Source organism: Mycolicibacter heraklionensis (assembly GCF_019645815.1).
GTDB lineage: Bacteria > Actinomycetota > Actinomycetes > Mycobacteriales > Mycobacteriaceae > Mycobacterium > Mycobacterium heraklionense.
This window is the reverse complement of record NZ_CP080997.1, coordinates 1,929,381-1,944,934: the sequence shown is the minus strand read 5'-3', so window position 1 is coordinate 1,944,934 and position 15,554 is coordinate 1,929,381. Positions and strand designations below refer to the sequence as shown.

Sequence of the window (15,554 nt, the reverse complement as noted above, 5' to 3'; positions counted from 1 at the left end):
AGCATGGATCGATGCTCCCGGTCCCCGACCTGCGCCGCCTGACCCACTTCATCGCCGTCGCCGAGTCTTCCGGCTTCACCAGCGCCGCCACGCAACTGCACCTGTCGCAGCAAGCGCTGTCGCATTCGGTGCAACAGCTGGAGAAGGAGATCGGCGTGACACTGCTGGTGCGCTCCGGCCGCCGCATCGCGTTGACCCCGGCCGGCCAGACCCTGATGGACGAGGGCCGCGCTCTGCTCGCAGCGGCCAGAACCCTCACTGCGCACACCCGCGCCGCGGCCAGCGCGCAACCGAAGGAATTCGTCATCGGCCACTCCCCTGCGATCAGCAACCGCGACGTCTACACACTGATCGAACCGGCGATCGCCGCGGCGCCCGACACGTCATTCACGGTCGTGCAGCTGTTTCCGGACCGGCTCACCGCCGGGGCGCGCGACGGCGCCGTGCAGTTGGGGCTGCGCCGCGCGGTGGTGCCCCAAGAGCTGCTCGCCGGCGCGGTGATCCGCTACGACCCGCTGCGGGTCGCCGTGCCCAGCAACCACCCGCTGGCCGCGCGCTCCCCCCTCCGCATCGCCGACCTGGCGAACGAAGTGATCGCGCTGTGGGCGCCGCCCGGCGCCTCCTATTACAGCGACTTCCTGATCAACGCCTGCCGGCGTGCGGGTTTCGAACCGCAGTATCAGGTCAGTCGGGTGCAGGGCTGCCCGCCTGAGGTAGCGGCCTTGACCGACAGCGCCGCGGCGTTCGTCACCGCACCGGCCGGCCCGGCCCTCGATGGAGCCGTCACGGTGGTCGACCTCGACGAGCCGCTGCTGGTGCCCATGCAGGCGCTGTGGCAGCCGCATACCAGTTCAGCGGTACGGGACCTCATTCTGCGTCGACGCCCTTGACAACCGGCACGACAACCCAAGACAATTCATCATACGATGAATTAGATAGCTCTAGCCGCAGCAGACCGGAGGGTTTCCGATGCCCGGATATCTGGCCGCCCTGGCACTCGCGCTGTGTCCCGTCCTGGTGGCTGTTCGTCTGATCGTGCTGCGGCGCAGCGGAACCGATGCCCTGCACTTCGGGCGCATCGACAACAAGGACTTCCTGATCCCGCCCTTCGCGCTGGCCTACTTCTACGCGGTCTTCGCCGGCGCGTTCGGATGGCCGCTGGTGGGCTCCGGGCGGTTCTTCAGCTCAACCCCCGTCGCCTGGGCCGGGGTCGCACTGTGTTTCGGCGGCGTGCTGTTGGTCGGGTTGAGCCTGGTCGCCTTCGGCCGCAGTTTTCGTGTCGGTATCGACACCGATAACCCGGACAAGCTGGTGACGTCGGGCGTGTTCGCGATCAGCCGCAATCCCATCTATGTCGGATTCGGGCTGGTGCTGCTCGGCCAGTTCCTGGTGTTTCCGAGCTGGGTTCCGCTCATCTACCTGCTCGCCGGTCTGTGGCTGTTCAACCGCCAGGTGCTGCGGGAGGAAGCCTTCATGCGTGAGCACTACGGCCGTGAGTACGCCGACTACTGCGGCCGGGTTCGCCGGTATCTGTAGGAGTTCAGCTGCGGGCGAGGATGGTCGACAACGCCCGCTGCAGCTCGCTGTCGGGGTTGGCCGGCAGCCCGTCGGCGCGCCATCCCACGAAGTCATCCGGACGGATCAGCAATGCGCCGTCGGGCGCCAGTCCGGTGGTACGCGCCCAGCCCTCATCGGCGATCCGATGCGCGACCAGTGGGATGCCCAGTACCTCCGAGGTCTGTGCCGCGGCGGCCCGCCACCGTCCACCGTCGGACCCGGTCAGCACGGTGAAACCCGGGCCGAGCAGATCAAGGGTCGAAAGCCGTTGTCCGCCATGCGTCAGCCATACATGCGGCACCCGGGTGCCGGGTTGTCCGCACAGGTCCGACACCAGTGAGACCGCGCTGGGGTCGGACGGCGCTGGGTCGTCCGACAGCACCGCGGCTGACCGATACCGGTAGCCGATCAGCAGGGCGAACATCGGCGCCTCTTCACCCGCCGACAGGCCCGGTCCGGTGTCGTCGAGCCGCAGCAGGGGCAGCACCGGCCCGGTCAGCGATTGGCGGGCGCTGAAGCACCCCACCGGGTGCCGTTCGGTGTGATAGGTGTCCAGCAGCGCCGGATCGGCCATCCCCGCCGAAACGGCCGCCAGCTTCCAGGCCAGATTGTGTGCGCTCTGGATGGCGCAGTTGGCGCCGCCGGCCTTGAACGGCGGCATGGCGTGAGCCGAGTCCCCGACGAGAAACACTCTGCCGCAGCGGAACCAGTCAGCGACCAGCTCGTAGGGCTGCCACGGCGTCACCTCGACGATCTCCATATCGATGTGCTCACCGATCGCCTTGGTGAGCAGCCGGTGGCAGTGATCGGCGGTGAATTGCGCAGCGGTCTCGCCTCGGCCGGGCAGATAGGTGGTGAGGAACATGCCGAAGTCGTCACGCACCGGCAGAAAGATGCCGTCCACCTCGTCGTTGGCGACCTGTATGGCGTCACCGTCGCCGAGCTGCGGAACGAACTGTCGCCAGGGCCCGCGAAAGTAGATGAACACGACGTAGATCGGCAACGCCCCGTGCCCGGACGTCGGTATGCCGAGCGCGTCGCGGGCCGGGCTGTGCACGCCGTCGGCAGCGATCAGGTAGTCCGCACGCACCACCTCGGCGCCGCCGGTGTCGCGGTCACGGACAACGGCGGTGACTCCGGTGTCGTCCTGCTCCAGGGAACACAACTCGGTGCCGTAGCGAACCTCGCCGCCCTGCCCGCGGATGTGTTCGAGCAGCATCGGCTCCAGCGCGCTTTGCGGACAGTACTGCGCGGCCGGCTCGGGACTGAGGCCGCCGAACGGTGCGAAGATCGCGTCGACGTCAAACGCCGGCTGGGCCTGTGTGCTGGTGAGCGAGGCTTTGGTGAGCATGTCCGAGACGCCCTCGGCCACCGCGTGCACCTCGTCCGCCAGGCCCAGGCCGCGCAGGATCTCCAGACTGCGGAAGCTCAGGTTGCGGGCTTTTGGGTAGAGGAAGACCTCGCGGCGTTTCTCGACCACGAGGGACCGCACGCCGTGTTTGGCCAACAGTGCCGAGGCACTCAAGCCGCCCGCGCCTGCGCCGACGATCAGTACCGGGACTCGATTGCCGGTCATCGCCACCTCCCGATCTATGCGGAACTAATCAGTTCCGCATAGATGCCAATGTGGCACGCGCAGTTGCGTCGCGCAACCCGATTAGGGCGTCGGCGCACCGGTGAGTGGCAGGATCACGTCTTCGAGCACGCGCCGGACGAAAACCCGGTCGACCGGTCGTCCGGTCATCACGCGCAGCATGTTGAGACCCAACGCGACGTCGGGGATCAGACTCAGGTCGCGGCCGGCCGGGATTTCGCCCCGCGCCAGTGCCTGGTCCAGCAGCACCCGGATCACGTGGCGTGGCGGGTCGAGCACCAGATCATCGAGGGCTGCCGCCAGCACGGGGTTGTGCATGGCGGCCGCCGCCACCCCCACGATGACCTGAATCATGCTCAGACCAGCGTCATCGAACTCGGGCACCATTGCGACCAGTGTCTCGATATCACCGCGCAGACTGCCGGTGTTGGGCGGTTCGACCGAGCCCTGCTGTCTGCGCCAGTGCGCGATCGCGTCGGCCACCACCACCGCTTTCGACGGCCAGCGCCGGTAGATCGCGGCCTTGCCGACACCGGCGCGGCCCGCGATGTCGTCCACGCTGAGCCGGTCGTACCCCAGCTCGGCCACACCCTGCAGTGCCGCGTTCAGGATGGCCGGGTCACGCGTCCGGTCCAGGCGCCCCGGGCTGCGCCGTGGATGCGGTCCGGCGCCGGCCCCCTCCTCTGCCATAGGCCCCAGCTTAGCGATACGAGTCGGTTCCGTTTGCGAGACTCGCGATCACTCGTGCGGAGCGAACTCCCGGGCAACCTCGAGCACACGGTCGCGGTCGTCGGCGACCAATCCGATCCGGGTCCGGCGGTCCACGATGTCCCCGACGGTCAGCGCACCTTCGTGGCTGACGGCGTACTCGAACTCGGCGCGGATCACGTCGATTCCGTCGGTCACCGCTTCTGCGGGCCGCTCGCAGGTGGCGGCGGCCAGCACATTGGCCGCTTCCGCGCCGTAGCGCGCCACCAGCGACTCGGGCAGCGCTCCCGCCGGCGTCGCGGCAGTCCCCGGGTTCTCCGGCGCGCCGATCAGCGGCAGGTCCCGCGTCCGACACGGTGTGGCCCGCAGATCCCGCAGGCGCGCGGCCCGGTCCAGCACGTCTTCGGCCATGTGCCGGTACTCGGTCAGCTTTCCGCCGATCACGCTGAACACCCCGGTCTCCGATTCGACGACGGCGTGGTTGCGTGAGACGTCCGCGGTGCGGCCTTCGCCGGTATCGATCAGCGGCCGCAGCCCGGCATAGGCGCCGCGGACGTCGGCCGTGCTCAATGCGGTGCCCAACGCGGTGTTGACGGTGTCCAACAGGAATGAGATCTCCGCCGACGTAGGTTGCGGCACATCGGGAATCGGCCCCGGCGCCTCTTCGTCGGTAAGACCCAGGTACACCCGTCCGAGCTGCTCGGGCATGGCGAACACGAACCGGTTGAGTTCACCGGGGATCGGCACCGTCAGCGCGGCGGTCGGATAGCCGAAGTCCTTCGCGTCGAACACCAAATGCGTTCCGCGGCTCGGCCGCAGCCGCAGCGCCGGGTCGATGTCGGCGGCCCAGACCCCGGTCGCATTGATCACGGCCCGGGCGGCGACGTCGAAGGACTCACCGGAGAACTGGTCGGTCAGCCGTACCCTGTCGCCGGCGGCCTGCGATGCCGCCACGTAGGTCAGGATCGTCGCGCCGTATTGGGCCGCGGTACGGGCAACGGCCGTGACCAGGCGGGCGTCGTCGATCAGTTGCCCGTCGTAGGCCAACAGGCCACCGTCGAGGCCGTCGCGGCGCACGGTCGGCGCCAACTTCACGGCGCGCTCGGCCGAGACCCGTCGCGAGCGGGGCAACACCGTCGCGGGTGTGCCGGCCAGCCGGCGCAGCGCGTCACCGGCAAGAAAGCCGGTACGCACCAGGGCCCGGTCGCGCCGACGCATCGACCCCAGCAGCGGGACCAGTTGCGGCATAGCCCGCACCAAGTGCGGAGCGTTGCGAGTCATCAGGATTCCGCGCTCGATCGCGCTGCGGCGCGCAATGCCCACGTTGCCGGTGGCCAGGTATCGCAGCCCGCCGTGGACCAGTTTGGAGCTCCACCGGCTGGTGCCGAAGGCCAGGTCCTGCTTGTCCACGCACACCACCCGCAGCCCGCGGGTGGCTGCGTCCAGGGCGATGCCGGCACCGGTGATCCCCCCGCCGATCACGACGACATCAACAGTCGGGTGCTCCGCCAGTGCGCTCAGTTCGGCGGTGCGGCGGGCGGCATTGAGCGCGGCGGTGTCGGGTATCACGAGAGGTACCTGTTCAGGGTGTAGGCCAGTTCGGTGGAGAGCGCGTCCTCGTCCAAGATGGGCGCGACGACTTGGGCGGACTGGATCGCCGATTGGGTGATCAACAGACACATCGCGGCGAGTTGGCGTGGGTCACCGGCTCGCACACCGCCGGCGGCCTGGGCGTCGCCGAGTTCGCCGGCCACCAGATCGACCAACCGCCGTTGACTGGACCCCATCCGCTGGGCGATGTAGACCATCGCCAGATCGGGTGCGTGATGCAGCACCTGCATCACCACCTCGTCGTGGCGCAGCCGCGCCGCAACCGCGACGATCCGCTTCACCAGCGCCTCACGTCCCGTTCCAGGTTGCTCCAGCTCGCCCCAGGCGGCGGTGATCCGTGAAGTCAGCAGTGCGGCGATCACCGACCGGCTGTCCGGCCAACGCCGGTACACCGTCGGGCGGCTCACCCCGGCGCGACGCGCGATGGCCGCCAACGTCACCCGCTCCATTCCCAAGGCAAGCAGGCAGCTCGCGGCGGCATCGAGGATCCGCTCCCCGACCTCCACCTGCTCGTCATTACTGGTTGACAGCACGTGTAATACTGTAACGCATGACGCAGGCCGATGCCCGGGACGCCCTGACCCCGCCGATGAAGTGGAACGCCTGGGGCGATCCGGCAGCGGCCAAGCCTTTGAGCGATGGCATCCGTCAACTGCTCAAGGCAGCCCTGGGCGTGGAAGGCACTAGCGCCCCGGAACGCGATCCCAGCCAGGTGTCGCTCACGCCGTCGGCATTGACCGACGCTGACCACGCCGCGTTGGCGGCGATCGTCGGCGACGGGCACTGCCGCACCGATCACACCGCACGGCTGCTGCACGCCGGGGGCAAATCCACGCTGGATCTGCTGCGGCGCAATGATTCCGGCACCCAAGATGCGCCCGACGCGGTGCTGCTGCCCGGCAGTGACGACGAAGTCGCCGCCATCCTCGACTACTGCAGCCAGCACGCCATCGCGGTGGTCCCGTTCGGCGGCGGCACCAGCGTCGTCGGCGGGCTCGACCCGATCCGCGGCGACTTCGCTGCCGTCGTGAGCGTGGACCTGCGCCGATTCGATGCCCTGTTGAACCTCGACGAAGTCTCCGGCGAGGCGGAATTCGGCGCCGGGGTGACCGGGCCCGACGCCGAGCGACTGCTCGGTGAGCGCGGTTTCTCGTTGGGCCATTTTCCGCAGAGCTTCCAGTTCGCCACCCTGGGCGGGTACGCCGCCACCCGCTCCTCGGGCCAGGACTCGGCCGGCTATGGCCGCTTCGACGACATGGTCCGCGGCCTGCGGATGATCACCCCGGCCGGCGTGCTGGACCTGGGCCGCGCCCCGGCCTCAGCGGCCGGACCGGACCTGCGCCAGCTGGTGCTGGGCTCGGAGGGTGTCTTCGGCGTCATCACCCGCGTGCGGGTGCGCGTGCATCCGGTGCCGGCGACCACCCGCTACGAGGCGTGGTCGTTCCCGGACTTCGCCACCGGCGCCGCGGCCCTGCGCGCCGTCACTCAGACCGGCGCCGGACCGACCGTCATCCGGCTGTCCGACGAAGCCGAGACCGGCGTGAACCTGGCCACCACCGAGCAGATCGGCGAGCAACAGATCACCGGCGGCTGCCTGGCGATCACGCTGTTCGAGGGGACCGCCGAGCACACCGAAAGCCGGCACGCAGAAACCCGGGCGGTGCTGGCCGCGCACCGCGGCACGTCGCTGGGCGAAGAACCGGCGCGCGCCTGGGAGCACGGCCGTTTCGGCGCGCCGTACCTGCGCGATTCGCTGCTGGCTGCCGGGGCGCTGTGCGAAACGCTGGAGACCGCCACCGACTGGGCCGGCGTTCCGGCGCTCAAGACGGCGGTCACCGAGGCACTGACCACCGCACTGGGCGACAGCGGGACGCCCGCGCTGGTGTTATGCCATATCTCGCACGTCTACCCGACCGGCGCGTCGCTCTACTTCACTGTGGTCGCCGGCCAGCGCGGCAACCCCATCGAACAGTGGCAGGCCGCGAAAGCCGCTGCCGGCGATGCGATCATGCGCGCGGGCGGAACCATCACCCACCACCACGCCGTCGGCGCCGATCACCGGCCGTGGATGAGCGAAGAGGTCGGCGAGCTGGGTGTGCAGGTGCTGCGAGCAGTCAAGGCCACGCTGGATCCGGCCGGAATCCTCAACCCCGGCAAACTGATTCCATGACGAGCCGAGAAATCCGCCGGATCACGCTGCTGACCAACCCGGCGGCCGGACACGGCAATGCCCGGCATGCGGCGGAGCGGGCGCTGGCGCGGTTCCAGCAGCGCGGCGTCAACGTCAACCACATCGTCGGCTCCGACGCCCGCCACGCGCGGCAGTTGCTCGACGAGGCGCTGGCGGCCGGAACGGATGCCGTGGTGGTGGCCGGCGGCGACGGTGTCATCTCACTGGCGTTGCAGTCATTGGCGCTCGGTGACGTGCCGCTGGGGATCATCCCGGCCGGCACCGGCAACGACCACGCCCGGGAATACGGTTTGCCCACCGGCGATCCCGAGGCGGCCGCCGACGTCGTCGCCGAAGGCCGCACCGAGACGATCGATCTGGGCCGCATCACCGAAGACAGCGGCGCGGTGTCCTGGTTCGGCACCGTGATGGCGGCCGGTTTCGATTCGCTGGTGAGCGACCGCGTCAATCGGATGCGCTGGCCGCACGGCCGGATGCGCTACAACGTGGCCATGGTGGCGGAGATGTCCAAGCTACGGCTGCTGCCGTTCCGCCTGACGTTCGACGACGACGAGCCGGTGGACATCGAGCTGACGCTGGCGGCGTTCGGCAACACCCGCAGCTACGGCGGCGGCATGTTGATCTGCCCGGGCGCCGATCACGCCGACGGCCTGCTGGATGTCACCATGGTGCACTCGGGTTCACGGACCAAGCTGATCCGGCTGTTCCCCACCGTGTTCAAGGGCACCCATGTGCTTCTCGATGAGGTGACCACCCGGCGGGCGAAGTCTATTCGAGTCGAGTGCCCCGGAATCAACGCTTACGCCGACGGTGACTACGTAGCCCCACTGCCGGTGACGGTGGCGGCGGTGCCGGGTGCGCTGCAAATCCTGCGCCGTCCCTAGCCCGCCATAGGAAATCAGCCCACGCCGCGGCTGAGCCAGGACACCTCCGCGCCCTCACCGCCGTCGCGATAGGCCTCCAGCGCGTCATCCCAGGCGGTGCCCAGCACCGTTTCCAGGTCCGCGGCGAGCGCGTCGGCGCCGGCGGCCATCAGCGTGCGCAGGCGGTTCTCCCCGACCATCACGTCGCCGTTGGCGCTCATCGTCCCGCTCCACAGACCGAGCTGCGGGGTGTGGCTGAACCGTTGGCCGTCGACTCCGGCGCTGGGATCCTCGGTGACCTCGAACCGCAACACCGACCAGGAGCGCAGCGCGCTGGCGAGTTGGGCGCCGGTGCCCACCGGACCGACCCAGTTGACCACGGCTCGCAGCTGTCCCGGCATGGCCGGTTGCGGCGTCCAGTTGAGCTTCGCCTGGCCGTTTCGGGCACCCAAAGCCGAGGTCAGTGCCCACTCGACGTGCGGGCACACCGCCGCGGGCGAGGCGTGGATGTACACCACGCCGCTGGTCACGTCGGCGAATTGATTCGTCGCGCGCATCAGTTGCTCCTTCGGATCCACGAGGGACGTCTTCCCCAACGACCTGGTGGGACCGAATTTGAGCAGTGTTGCTGCAGAAACTGGAGTGTATTCAGTGTTGTATGTGTCTATTGTGCCTCGTGTGACGCCTGTTGGCTAGTCCCGGCCGAACGCGGCTACCACTGCGTCGGCCAGGGCCGGCCAGCGGCCCGTGACCCAGTCGCCGAAGTCGCGGTCGGTGAGCACCACCAGCGCCCGCTCGATCGCCGGATCAGCCCAGATCAGGGTGCCGGACTGGCCGAAATGGCCGAACGTCCGCGCCGAGTTGGCCGTGCCGGTCCAGTGCGGCGTTTTGCCGTCCCGGATCTCGAAGCCCAGCCCCCAGTCGTTCGGCCGCTGCGGCCCGTAACCCGGCAACACGCCGTCCAGGCCGGGAAACTGCACGCGGGTGGCCTCGGCGTGCAGCTGCGGCGACACCGTGGCCGGCGTCAGCAGGTCACCGGCGAACGCGGCCAAGTCCGCGACGGTCGAGGTGCCTCCGAAACCGGCCGCCGGCGCTCCCCCGTCCAGCCGGCTGGCTGCCATGCCCAGCGGCTCGAACACCGCTTCGGTCAGGTAGCGGCCGAATTCGATCCCGGACTCCCGCTGCACCGTGTCGGCCAGCACCGCGAAGCCGTAGTTGGAGTACACCCGCCGGGTGCCGGGCTTGGCCAGGACCCGATCGGAGTCCGGCGACAGCCCGGAGGCGTGCGCGAGCAGATGCCGCACCGTGGCACCCGGCGGCCCGGCCGGGGTGTCGAGTTCGACGGCTCCCTCCTCCACCGCGACCTGCACCGCCCGCGCCACCAAGGGCTTGGTCACCGACGCGAGGTAGAACGGCCGCGCGGTGTCGCCGTGGGTGGCCAGCACGCCTTGGGGGCCGACGACGGCAGCGGCCGCGTGGTCGACGGGCCAGTCGTCGAGGGCGGAGAGGGCGGACGGGGCTTCAGCGGCGGACACCGCCATCACCCTAGCCTCGGCCGTCGAACCCGGTCGCCGCGCGGACGGCCTTGCGGTGACTGCTCGCGCTGCAGCCGAACCAGCGCTGACAGGACCGGCTGAGCACGCTCTGTTCGGCGTAGCCGAGCTCGCGCGTGAGGTGCGCCAGGCTGATGTCGGTGTCACGCAGGTAGCGGTGAGCGGCCTCCCGGCGGACCCCGTCGACCAGGGCGGCGAACGTAGTCCCCTCGGCGGCCAGTCGCCGGTGCAGCGCCTTCGGATGCAGGCCGAGCTGGCCGGCGATCAGCTCGAGGTTCACGGTGCCGGTGGGCAACAGCTGGCGAGCGATCGCACGCACCGACGCCGCGATGCCCGGGGACTCGGCGGTGATGCCACGCAGATAGCGCACCATGGCCTGGTGGGCCTGGTCGTCCCGGTGCAGGGGTCGGTCCAGATCGACGGTGCGAAAGGTGAACCCGGCCACCGGTTGCGCGAAGTAGGGGCGGCAGCCGAAGTAGGCCAGATAGTCGCGCACCGGGGTGAGCGCCTCGTGCGGAAGGTGCACCGACAGTGGCGAATACGGGGCGTCGAACATCATCCGCATGATTCCCAGTGAGACCCCCAGCGACAGCTCGGTGGTCTGCGGGTGCGGCGGGGATCGCTCGATGAGCACCTCGAACGCATAGAACGACTCGCCGGGTTCATGCGGCGGTCCCAGCTTCCCCTCTCCTGCGTCGAGCCTCGCTGAACCGCCGGCACGGCCGCCCGGGATGATGCGCGCTGAGATCGCCGGACTGTAGGCGGATAGGAACCGCTCCACGATCGAGAACCCGCCGCCGACGGTGGCCGCGGTGCGTGCGGCCACACCCAGCGGCCCGAAGTTGCCGATGTCCTGACGCAGCGCCAGCCGGCGCCCGAAATCCGGGCAACCGGTGGCATACGCTGCAGACTCAACGGCCAGGATCACTGCGCGGTACGGCACGAAGACGTCGTGGGCTCCGACCGATCCGCCCGGCACCCCGGCTGCGGCCAGCAATGCCGCGGGATCACCGCCGAGCTCGGTGACCAGCTCCGGGTATCCGGACAGCGCGGTGCCGCGCACCACCGACATGTCCGCAAATATCAAAGAAATGTCCGCAGATGTCAAGACTTCGCCCGCGTCGCCGGACATGCTGGAACGGCATTCGGCGGAAAGGAACACCCGTGAGCTTTGACACCGTGATTCGTGGCGGCCGGTGGTTCGACGGCACCGGCGCACCGTCGGCGATCCGCAACATCGGTATCCGCGACGGGCACGTCGCCGCCATCTCCGCCGAACCACTCGACGAGGCGGGCTGCGGCCAGGTGATCGACGCGGCCGGCAAGTGGGTGCTGCCCGGGCTGCTGGACATCCACACCCACTACGACGTCGAGATACTCGTCGCCCCCTCGCTGTCGGAGTCGGTGCGCCACGGCGTGACGACGGTGCTGGTGGGCTCGTGCTCGCTGTCCACCATCCACGTCGACGGCCAGGACGCCGGCGACCTGTTCGGACGGGTGGAGGCCATCCCGCGCCGGTACGTGGTCGACACGATCGATGCGCACAAGACCTGGTCGAGTTGTGAGGACTACATCGCCAGCCTGGAGAAGCTGCCGCTCGGCCCGAATGTGACTGCGTTCATTGGGCATTCGGACATGCGCGCCGCCACCATGGGACTGGACCGCGCCACCCGCTCCGACGCTCGGCCCACGGCGGCCGAGCAGGCCCGGATGGAACAGATGCTGGACGAGGCATTGGAAGCGGGATTCGTCGGAATGTCTTCGCAGCAGTTGCTTTTCGACAAGATGGACGGCGACGTCTGCCGCTCGCGCACGCTGCCGTCGACGTACGCCAAGCCCAAGGAATTGCGCCGGCTCAAGTCGAAGCTGCGCCGCAGCGGGCGGATTCTGCAGGCCGGCCCGGACGTCAAGAACCCCTTCGACGTGGTGTCCCAGCTGGCGCAGGCCCTGGGGATCTTCCGCCGCCCGCTCAAGACCAGCCTGCTGGCCGCCGCCGACGTCAAGAGCAACCGGTGGGCAATTCCGGCGATGGTCAAGGCCTCGCGCATGCTGACCAAGCTGGGCGCCGATTTCCGCTGGCAGCACCTGCCGGTGCCGTTCGAGGTGTACGCCGACGGCATCGATCTGGTGATCTTCGAAGAGTTCGGTTCGGGAGCCGAAGCGCTGCACCTGCGGGAATCGCTCGAGCGTGACGAGTTGATGCGCGACGAGTCCTACCGGCGACGCTTCCGCAAGGACTACGAAAACAAGTACGGCCCGCGGGTCTGGCACCGTGACTTCTTCGACGCCGAAATCGTCGACTGCCCCGACGCCTCGGTGATCGGAAAGTCCTTCGGGCAGGTCGGGATCGAGCGCGGCGGAGTGCATCCCGTCGACGCCTTCCTCGACCTTGTGCTGGAGCATGGCAGCGCCCTGCGCTGGCACACCACGATCTCCAACCACCGGCCCGAGGTGCTCAAGAAGCTCGCCGCCGAACCCGGCATCCAGATGGGCTTCTCGGACGCGGGCGCGCACCTGCGCAACATGGCGTTCTACAACATGGGGCTGCGGTTGCTGCGCCACGTCCTCGACGCTCAGCAGTCCGGGCAGGCGTTCTTGTCAGTCGAGCAGGCGGTGCACCGGTTGACCGGTGAACTGGCCGACTGGTACCGGATCGACGCCGGCCACCTGCGGGTCGGTGACCGCGCCGACGTGGTGGTCATCGACCCCGCCCACCTCGACGACACCCTGGACACCTACGTCGAGGAACCGTTCGCCCAGTACGGCGGGATGTCACGCATGGTGAACCGCAACGACGAAGCCGTCAGCGCGGTCTTGGTCTCCGGCCAGGCGGTGGTGCTCGACGGCCAGCCCACCAGTGTGCTTGGGACCCAACGCACCGGAAGTTTCCTGCGTGCCGACACCCGCACCCCGGCGGTCGCCGCGCAAGCCCCGGTGCCGGCACCGGGCGCGCAGGCGGCAACATAAGGTTGACCCCATGAGTCAGACAGTGCGCGGGGTGATCTCCCGTGAAAAGGGCAAGCCGGTCGAGATGACCGACATCGTCATCCCCGATCCCGGTGCCAACGATGTCGTCGTCGCCATCACCGCCTGCGGGGTCTGCCACACCGACCTGACCTACCGCGACGGCGGTATCAACGACAGCTACCCCTTCCTGCTGGGCCACGAGGCCTCCGGCACCGTCGAGTCGGTGGGATCGGCCGTCACCGCGGTCGAGCCCGGCGACTTCGTGATCCTGAACTGGCGCGCGGTGTGCGGACAGTGCCGCGCCTGCAAGCGCGGCCGCCCGCACCTGTGCTTCGACACCTTCAACGCCTCGGTTCCGATGACCCTGACCGACGGCACCGAACTCACCCCGGCGCTGGGCATCGGGGCGTTCGCCGACAAGACCCTGGTTCACGAAGGTCAGTGCACCAAGGTCGATCCGAGCGCTGACCCGGCGGTGGCGGGACTGTTGGGCTGCGGGGTGATGGCCGGTCTGGGCGCTGCGATCAACACCGGCGGCGTCACCCGCGACGACACCGTGGCGGTGATCGGATGCGGCGGCGTGGGCGACGCCGCGATCGCCGGCGCGGCCCTGGTGGGTGCCCGGCGCATCATCGCCGTCGACACCGACAACACCAAACTGAACTGGGCCCGTGAATTCGGCGCCACCCACACCATCAACGCCCGTGAGCTCGACCCGGTGGAGACCATCCAGGATCTCACCGACGGTTTCGGCGCCGACGTGGTGATCGATGCGGTCGGGCGCCCGGAGACCTGGAAGCAGGCGTTCTACGCCCGTGACCTGGCCGGAACCGTTGTGCTGGTGGGCGTTCCAACCCCGGATATGACGCTGGAGATGCCGCTGATCGACTTCTTCTCCCGCGGAGGGGCGCTGAAGTCGTCCTGGTACGGCGACTGCCTGCCCGAACGGGACTTCCCCACCCTGATCAGCCTGTACCTGCAGGGTCGGCTTCCGCTGGAGAAGTTCGTCTCCGAACGCATCGGGCTGGGCGATGTCGAGAAGGCATTCCATCGCATGCACGGCGGCGAAGTGCTGCGGTCGGTCGTGGTGCTGTGAGCGCCGGCAGCCCGATTCAGCGGGTCGTCACCCACGGCACATTCGAACTCGACGGCGGCAGTTGGGAAGTCGACAACAACATCTGGATCGTCGGTGACGATTCCGATGTGGTGGTCTTCGACGCCGCGCACGACGCGGCCCCGATCATCGACGCCGTCAACGGGCGCAACGTGGTGGCGGTGGTCTGCACGCACGGCCACAACGACCACATCACCGTGGCGCCGGAGCTGGGACGAGCGCTCGACGCACCGGTGCTGCTGCACCCCGGCGACGACATGTTGTGGCAGATGACGCACCCGGACAGCGACTTTCGTGCTGTAGCCGACGGCGACACGCTCACTGTCGGAGGCTTGGAACTGCGGGCACTGCACACCCCCGGTCACTCGCCGGGCTCGGTGTGCTGGCATGCGCCGGACCTGGGCGCGGTCTTCAGCGGCGACACCCTATTCTGCGGCGGCCCGGGGGCCACCGGCCGCTCGTTCTCGGACTTCCCGACGATCTTGGCGTCGATCTCCGTGCGGCTGGGCGAACTGCCGGCCGAGACTGTCGTCTACACCGGACACGGCGACAGCACGCGGATCGGTGACGAACTGGTCCACTACGACGAGTGGGTGGCGCGCGGCCACTGAGCCTCAGTGCCCGCGCAGGATTCGCCGCTTCTCTTCGGCGAACTCCTTCTCGGTCAGCGCTCCGGAATCGCGCAGCGCCGTGATCGTCTTGAGCTGCTCGATGCGGATTCCTTCGCCCTCGGGAACGAACCGGTCGTGGCCGAAATCTGTTCCGCTGCCGACAGTCTCCGTCGGCGAGCGGCGACGGCGTGCCGTCAACAACCGGCCTGCGACCAGATCCACGAGACCGAGAGCGAAGATCACCGGAAACACCCAGAGCAGCGTCGAGTGGCCGGCGGGCTTTCCGAACGCCAGCCGCGGAGCGATATATGCCCCGACCTGCCCGTCGGTGGCGATCTGGTAGTCGCCGGCCTCGGCTACGTAGATCCGCCACAGCCGCCGCCGCGTGTCGTTGTTGACCGTGGTGGTCATCCCGATGCTTTCCTGGAACTCTGGATCGGGCACTCCGTCCGGTGGCGTCACCGTCACGCTGATCGGTGGCACCGGCAGTCCGCCACCGGTGGGACTGGAGATGACCCGGGTGTGCAGATTCACCGTCACCTCGCCCGCCGGCAGATGTACCCGGCCCGTGCCTGGAATCGGCACCTCGCCGTAGGCGTCGTAGCGGTCCAGCACAAAGACATTGAGAATCAGCGCAACCACAAAGCCGATCACGCCGATGGTCATCAGGCCGGCCGCCACCACGACCGGAATGCGTCCGATCGCCCGCTGCGCGCTCACTTACGGAAGTGTGCCACGGATTGCCGATAGCGCTACCGTCAGTGGTGATATCGATGACGGTTCGC

At 68.8% G+C, this 15,554-nt stretch carries 15 protein-coding genes; 7 read left to right on the top strand and 8 right to left on the bottom strand.

Annotated elements, in window-relative coordinates:
- Window positions 1–11: 11 nt before the first annotated feature.
- Both K3U94_RS09055 and K3U94_RS09050 read left to right on the top strand, forming a co-directional pair.
- A complete protein-coding gene (locus tag K3U94_RS09055; RefSeq protein ID WP_220696278.1) occupies window positions 12–890 on the top strand; it encodes a LysR family transcriptional regulator in 879 nt (292 codons plus the stop codon).
- 79 nt (window positions 891–969) lie between these two features.
- Window positions 970–1,536 (top strand): methyltransferase family protein, encoded by a 567-nt coding sequence (locus K3U94_RS09050; protein WP_220696277.1) that lies wholly within the window; start codon window positions 970–972, stop codon window positions 1,534–1,536.
- A gap of 4 nt (window positions 1,537–1,540) precedes the next feature.
- On the opposite strand, the gene K3U94_RS09045 is transcribed toward K3U94_RS09050, so the two are convergent.
- The 4 genes from K3U94_RS09045 to K3U94_RS09030 all read right to left on the bottom strand — a co-directional run bounded on the left by K3U94_RS09045 (window position 1,541) and on the right by K3U94_RS09030 (window position 6,003).
- On the bottom strand, window positions 1,541–3,133 hold the full coding sequence (locus K3U94_RS09045) for an FAD-dependent monooxygenase (RefSeq protein WP_220696276.1): 1,593 nt from the start codon (window positions 3,131–3,133) through the stop codon (window positions 1,541–1,543).
- An 81-nt stretch (window positions 3,134–3,214) separates the two neighbouring features.
- Window positions 3,215–3,841, bottom strand: coding sequence for a TetR/AcrR family transcriptional regulator (locus K3U94_RS09040; RefSeq protein WP_220696275.1), 627 nt, complete (start codon window positions 3,839–3,841; stop codon window positions 3,215–3,217).
- A 48-nt stretch (window positions 3,842–3,889) separates the two neighbouring features.
- Complete coding sequence (locus K3U94_RS09035) at window positions 3,890–5,428, bottom strand: glycerol-3-phosphate dehydrogenase/oxidase (RefSeq protein WP_220696274.1); 1,539 nt, start codon at window positions 5,426–5,428, stop codon at window positions 3,890–3,892.
- Window positions 5,425–6,003: a TetR/AcrR family transcriptional regulator gene (locus K3U94_RS09030; RefSeq protein ID WP_220696273.1), complete on the bottom strand. Its 579-nt coding sequence runs from the start codon at window positions 6,001–6,003 to the stop codon at window positions 5,425–5,427. The genes K3U94_RS09035 and K3U94_RS09030 overlap by 4 nt, the downstream gene beginning before the upstream one ends.
- 56 nt (window positions 6,004–6,059) lie before the next feature.
- Between K3U94_RS09030 and K3U94_RS09025 the strand changes: the two genes are divergently transcribed.
- Window positions 6,060–7,640, top strand: a complete 1,581-nt coding sequence (locus K3U94_RS09025; protein ID WP_220696733.1) for an FAD-binding oxidoreductase — start codon at window positions 6,060–6,062, stop codon at window positions 7,638–7,640.
- Window positions 7,637–8,545, top strand: coding sequence for a diacylglycerol kinase (locus tag K3U94_RS09020; protein ID WP_047319485.1), 909 nt, complete (start codon window positions 7,637–7,639; stop codon window positions 8,543–8,545). The genes K3U94_RS09025 and K3U94_RS09020 overlap by 4 nt, the downstream gene beginning before the upstream one ends.
- 14 nt (window positions 8,546–8,559) lie before the next feature.
- Here the strand turns inward: K3U94_RS09020 and K3U94_RS09015 are convergent, their stop codons facing one another.
- From K3U94_RS09015 to K3U94_RS09005, 3 genes are all read right to left on the bottom strand, one after another.
- A complete protein-coding gene (locus K3U94_RS09015; RefSeq protein ID WP_047319574.1) occupies window positions 8,560–9,081 on the bottom strand; it encodes a DUF3145 domain-containing protein in 522 nt (173 codons plus the stop codon).
- A gap of 135 nt (window positions 9,082–9,216) precedes the next feature.
- Window positions 9,217–10,059: a serine hydrolase domain-containing protein gene (locus tag K3U94_RS09010; RefSeq protein ID WP_230987510.1), complete on the bottom strand. Its 843-nt coding sequence runs from the start codon at window positions 10,057–10,059 to the stop codon at window positions 9,217–9,219.
- A gap of 10 nt (window positions 10,060–10,069) precedes the next feature.
- On the bottom strand, window positions 10,070–11,149 hold the full coding sequence (locus tag K3U94_RS09005; protein WP_047319486.1) for an AraC family transcriptional regulator: 1,080 nt from the start codon (window positions 11,147–11,149) through the stop codon (window positions 10,070–10,072).
- A gap of 92 nt (window positions 11,150–11,241) precedes the next feature.
- Here K3U94_RS09005 and K3U94_RS09000 point away from each other — a divergent pair, with 92 nt between their 5' ends.
- From K3U94_RS09000 to K3U94_RS08990, 3 genes are read left to right on the top strand one after another with little or no spacing between them, the layout of a single operon-like run.
- Window positions 11,242–13,044, top strand: coding sequence for an N-acyl-D-amino-acid deacylase family protein (locus tag K3U94_RS09000; RefSeq protein ID WP_220696271.1), 1,803 nt, complete (start codon window positions 11,242–11,244; stop codon window positions 13,042–13,044).
- Window positions 13,045–13,054: 10 nt separating this feature from the next.
- Window positions 13,055–14,140 (top strand): S-(hydroxymethyl)mycothiol dehydrogenase, encoded by a 1,086-nt coding sequence (locus K3U94_RS08995; RefSeq protein WP_220696270.1) that lies wholly within the window; start codon window positions 13,055–13,057, stop codon window positions 14,138–14,140.
- Window positions 14,137–14,769 carry an MBL fold metallo-hydrolase gene (locus K3U94_RS08990; RefSeq protein ID WP_220696269.1) on the top strand — a complete coding sequence of 211 codons (633 nt, stop codon included), beginning with the start codon at window positions 14,137–14,139 and terminating at the stop codon, window positions 14,767–14,769. The genes K3U94_RS08995 and K3U94_RS08990 overlap by 4 nt, the downstream gene beginning before the upstream one ends.
- A 3-nt stretch (window positions 14,770–14,772) precedes the next feature.
- Here K3U94_RS08990 and K3U94_RS08985 read toward each other — a convergent pair whose 3' ends face one another.
- Window positions 14,773–15,489 carry an SHOCT domain-containing protein gene (locus K3U94_RS08985; RefSeq protein ID WP_434084910.1) on the bottom strand — a complete coding sequence of 239 codons (717 nt, stop codon included), beginning with the start codon at window positions 15,487–15,489 and terminating at the stop codon, window positions 14,773–14,775.
- Window positions 15,490–15,554: the final 65 nt, after the last annotated feature.

Excerpts from the sequence above, each read along its gene's own strand:
- K3U94_RS09055 (WP_220696278.1), top strand. The coding sequence starts at position 12 with ATGCTCCCGGTCCCCGACCTGCGCCGCCTGACCCACTTCATCGCCGTC.
- K3U94_RS09005 (WP_047319486.1), bottom strand. The coding sequence starts at position 11,149 with ATGTCGGTGGTGCGCGGCACCGCGCTGTCCGGATACCCGGAGCTGGTC.
- K3U94_RS09020 (WP_047319485.1), top strand. The coding sequence starts at position 7,637 with ATGACGAGCCGAGAAATCCGCCGGATCACGCTGCTGACCAACCCGGCG.
- K3U94_RS09025 (WP_220696733.1), top strand. The coding sequence starts at position 6,060 with ATGAAGTGGAACGCCTGGGGCGATCCGGCAGCGGCCAAGCCTTTGAGC.
- K3U94_RS09045 (WP_220696276.1), bottom strand. The coding sequence starts at position 3,133 with ATGACCGGCAATCGAGTCCCGGTACTGATCGTCGGCGCAGGCGCGGGC.
- K3U94_RS09015 (WP_047319574.1), bottom strand. The coding sequence starts at position 9,081 with ATGCGCGCGACGAATCAATTCGCCGACGTGACCAGCGGCGTGGTGTAC.
- K3U94_RS09050 (WP_220696277.1), top strand. The coding sequence starts at position 970 with ATGCCCGGATATCTGGCCGCCCTGGCACTCGCGCTGTGTCCCGTCCTG.
- K3U94_RS09040 (WP_220696275.1), bottom strand. The coding sequence starts at position 3,841 with ATGGCAGAGGAGGGGGCCGGCGCCGGACCGCATCCACGGCGCAGCCCG.
- K3U94_RS08995 (WP_220696270.1), top strand. The coding sequence starts at position 13,055 with ATGAGTCAGACAGTGCGCGGGGTGATCTCCCGTGAAAAGGGCAAGCCG.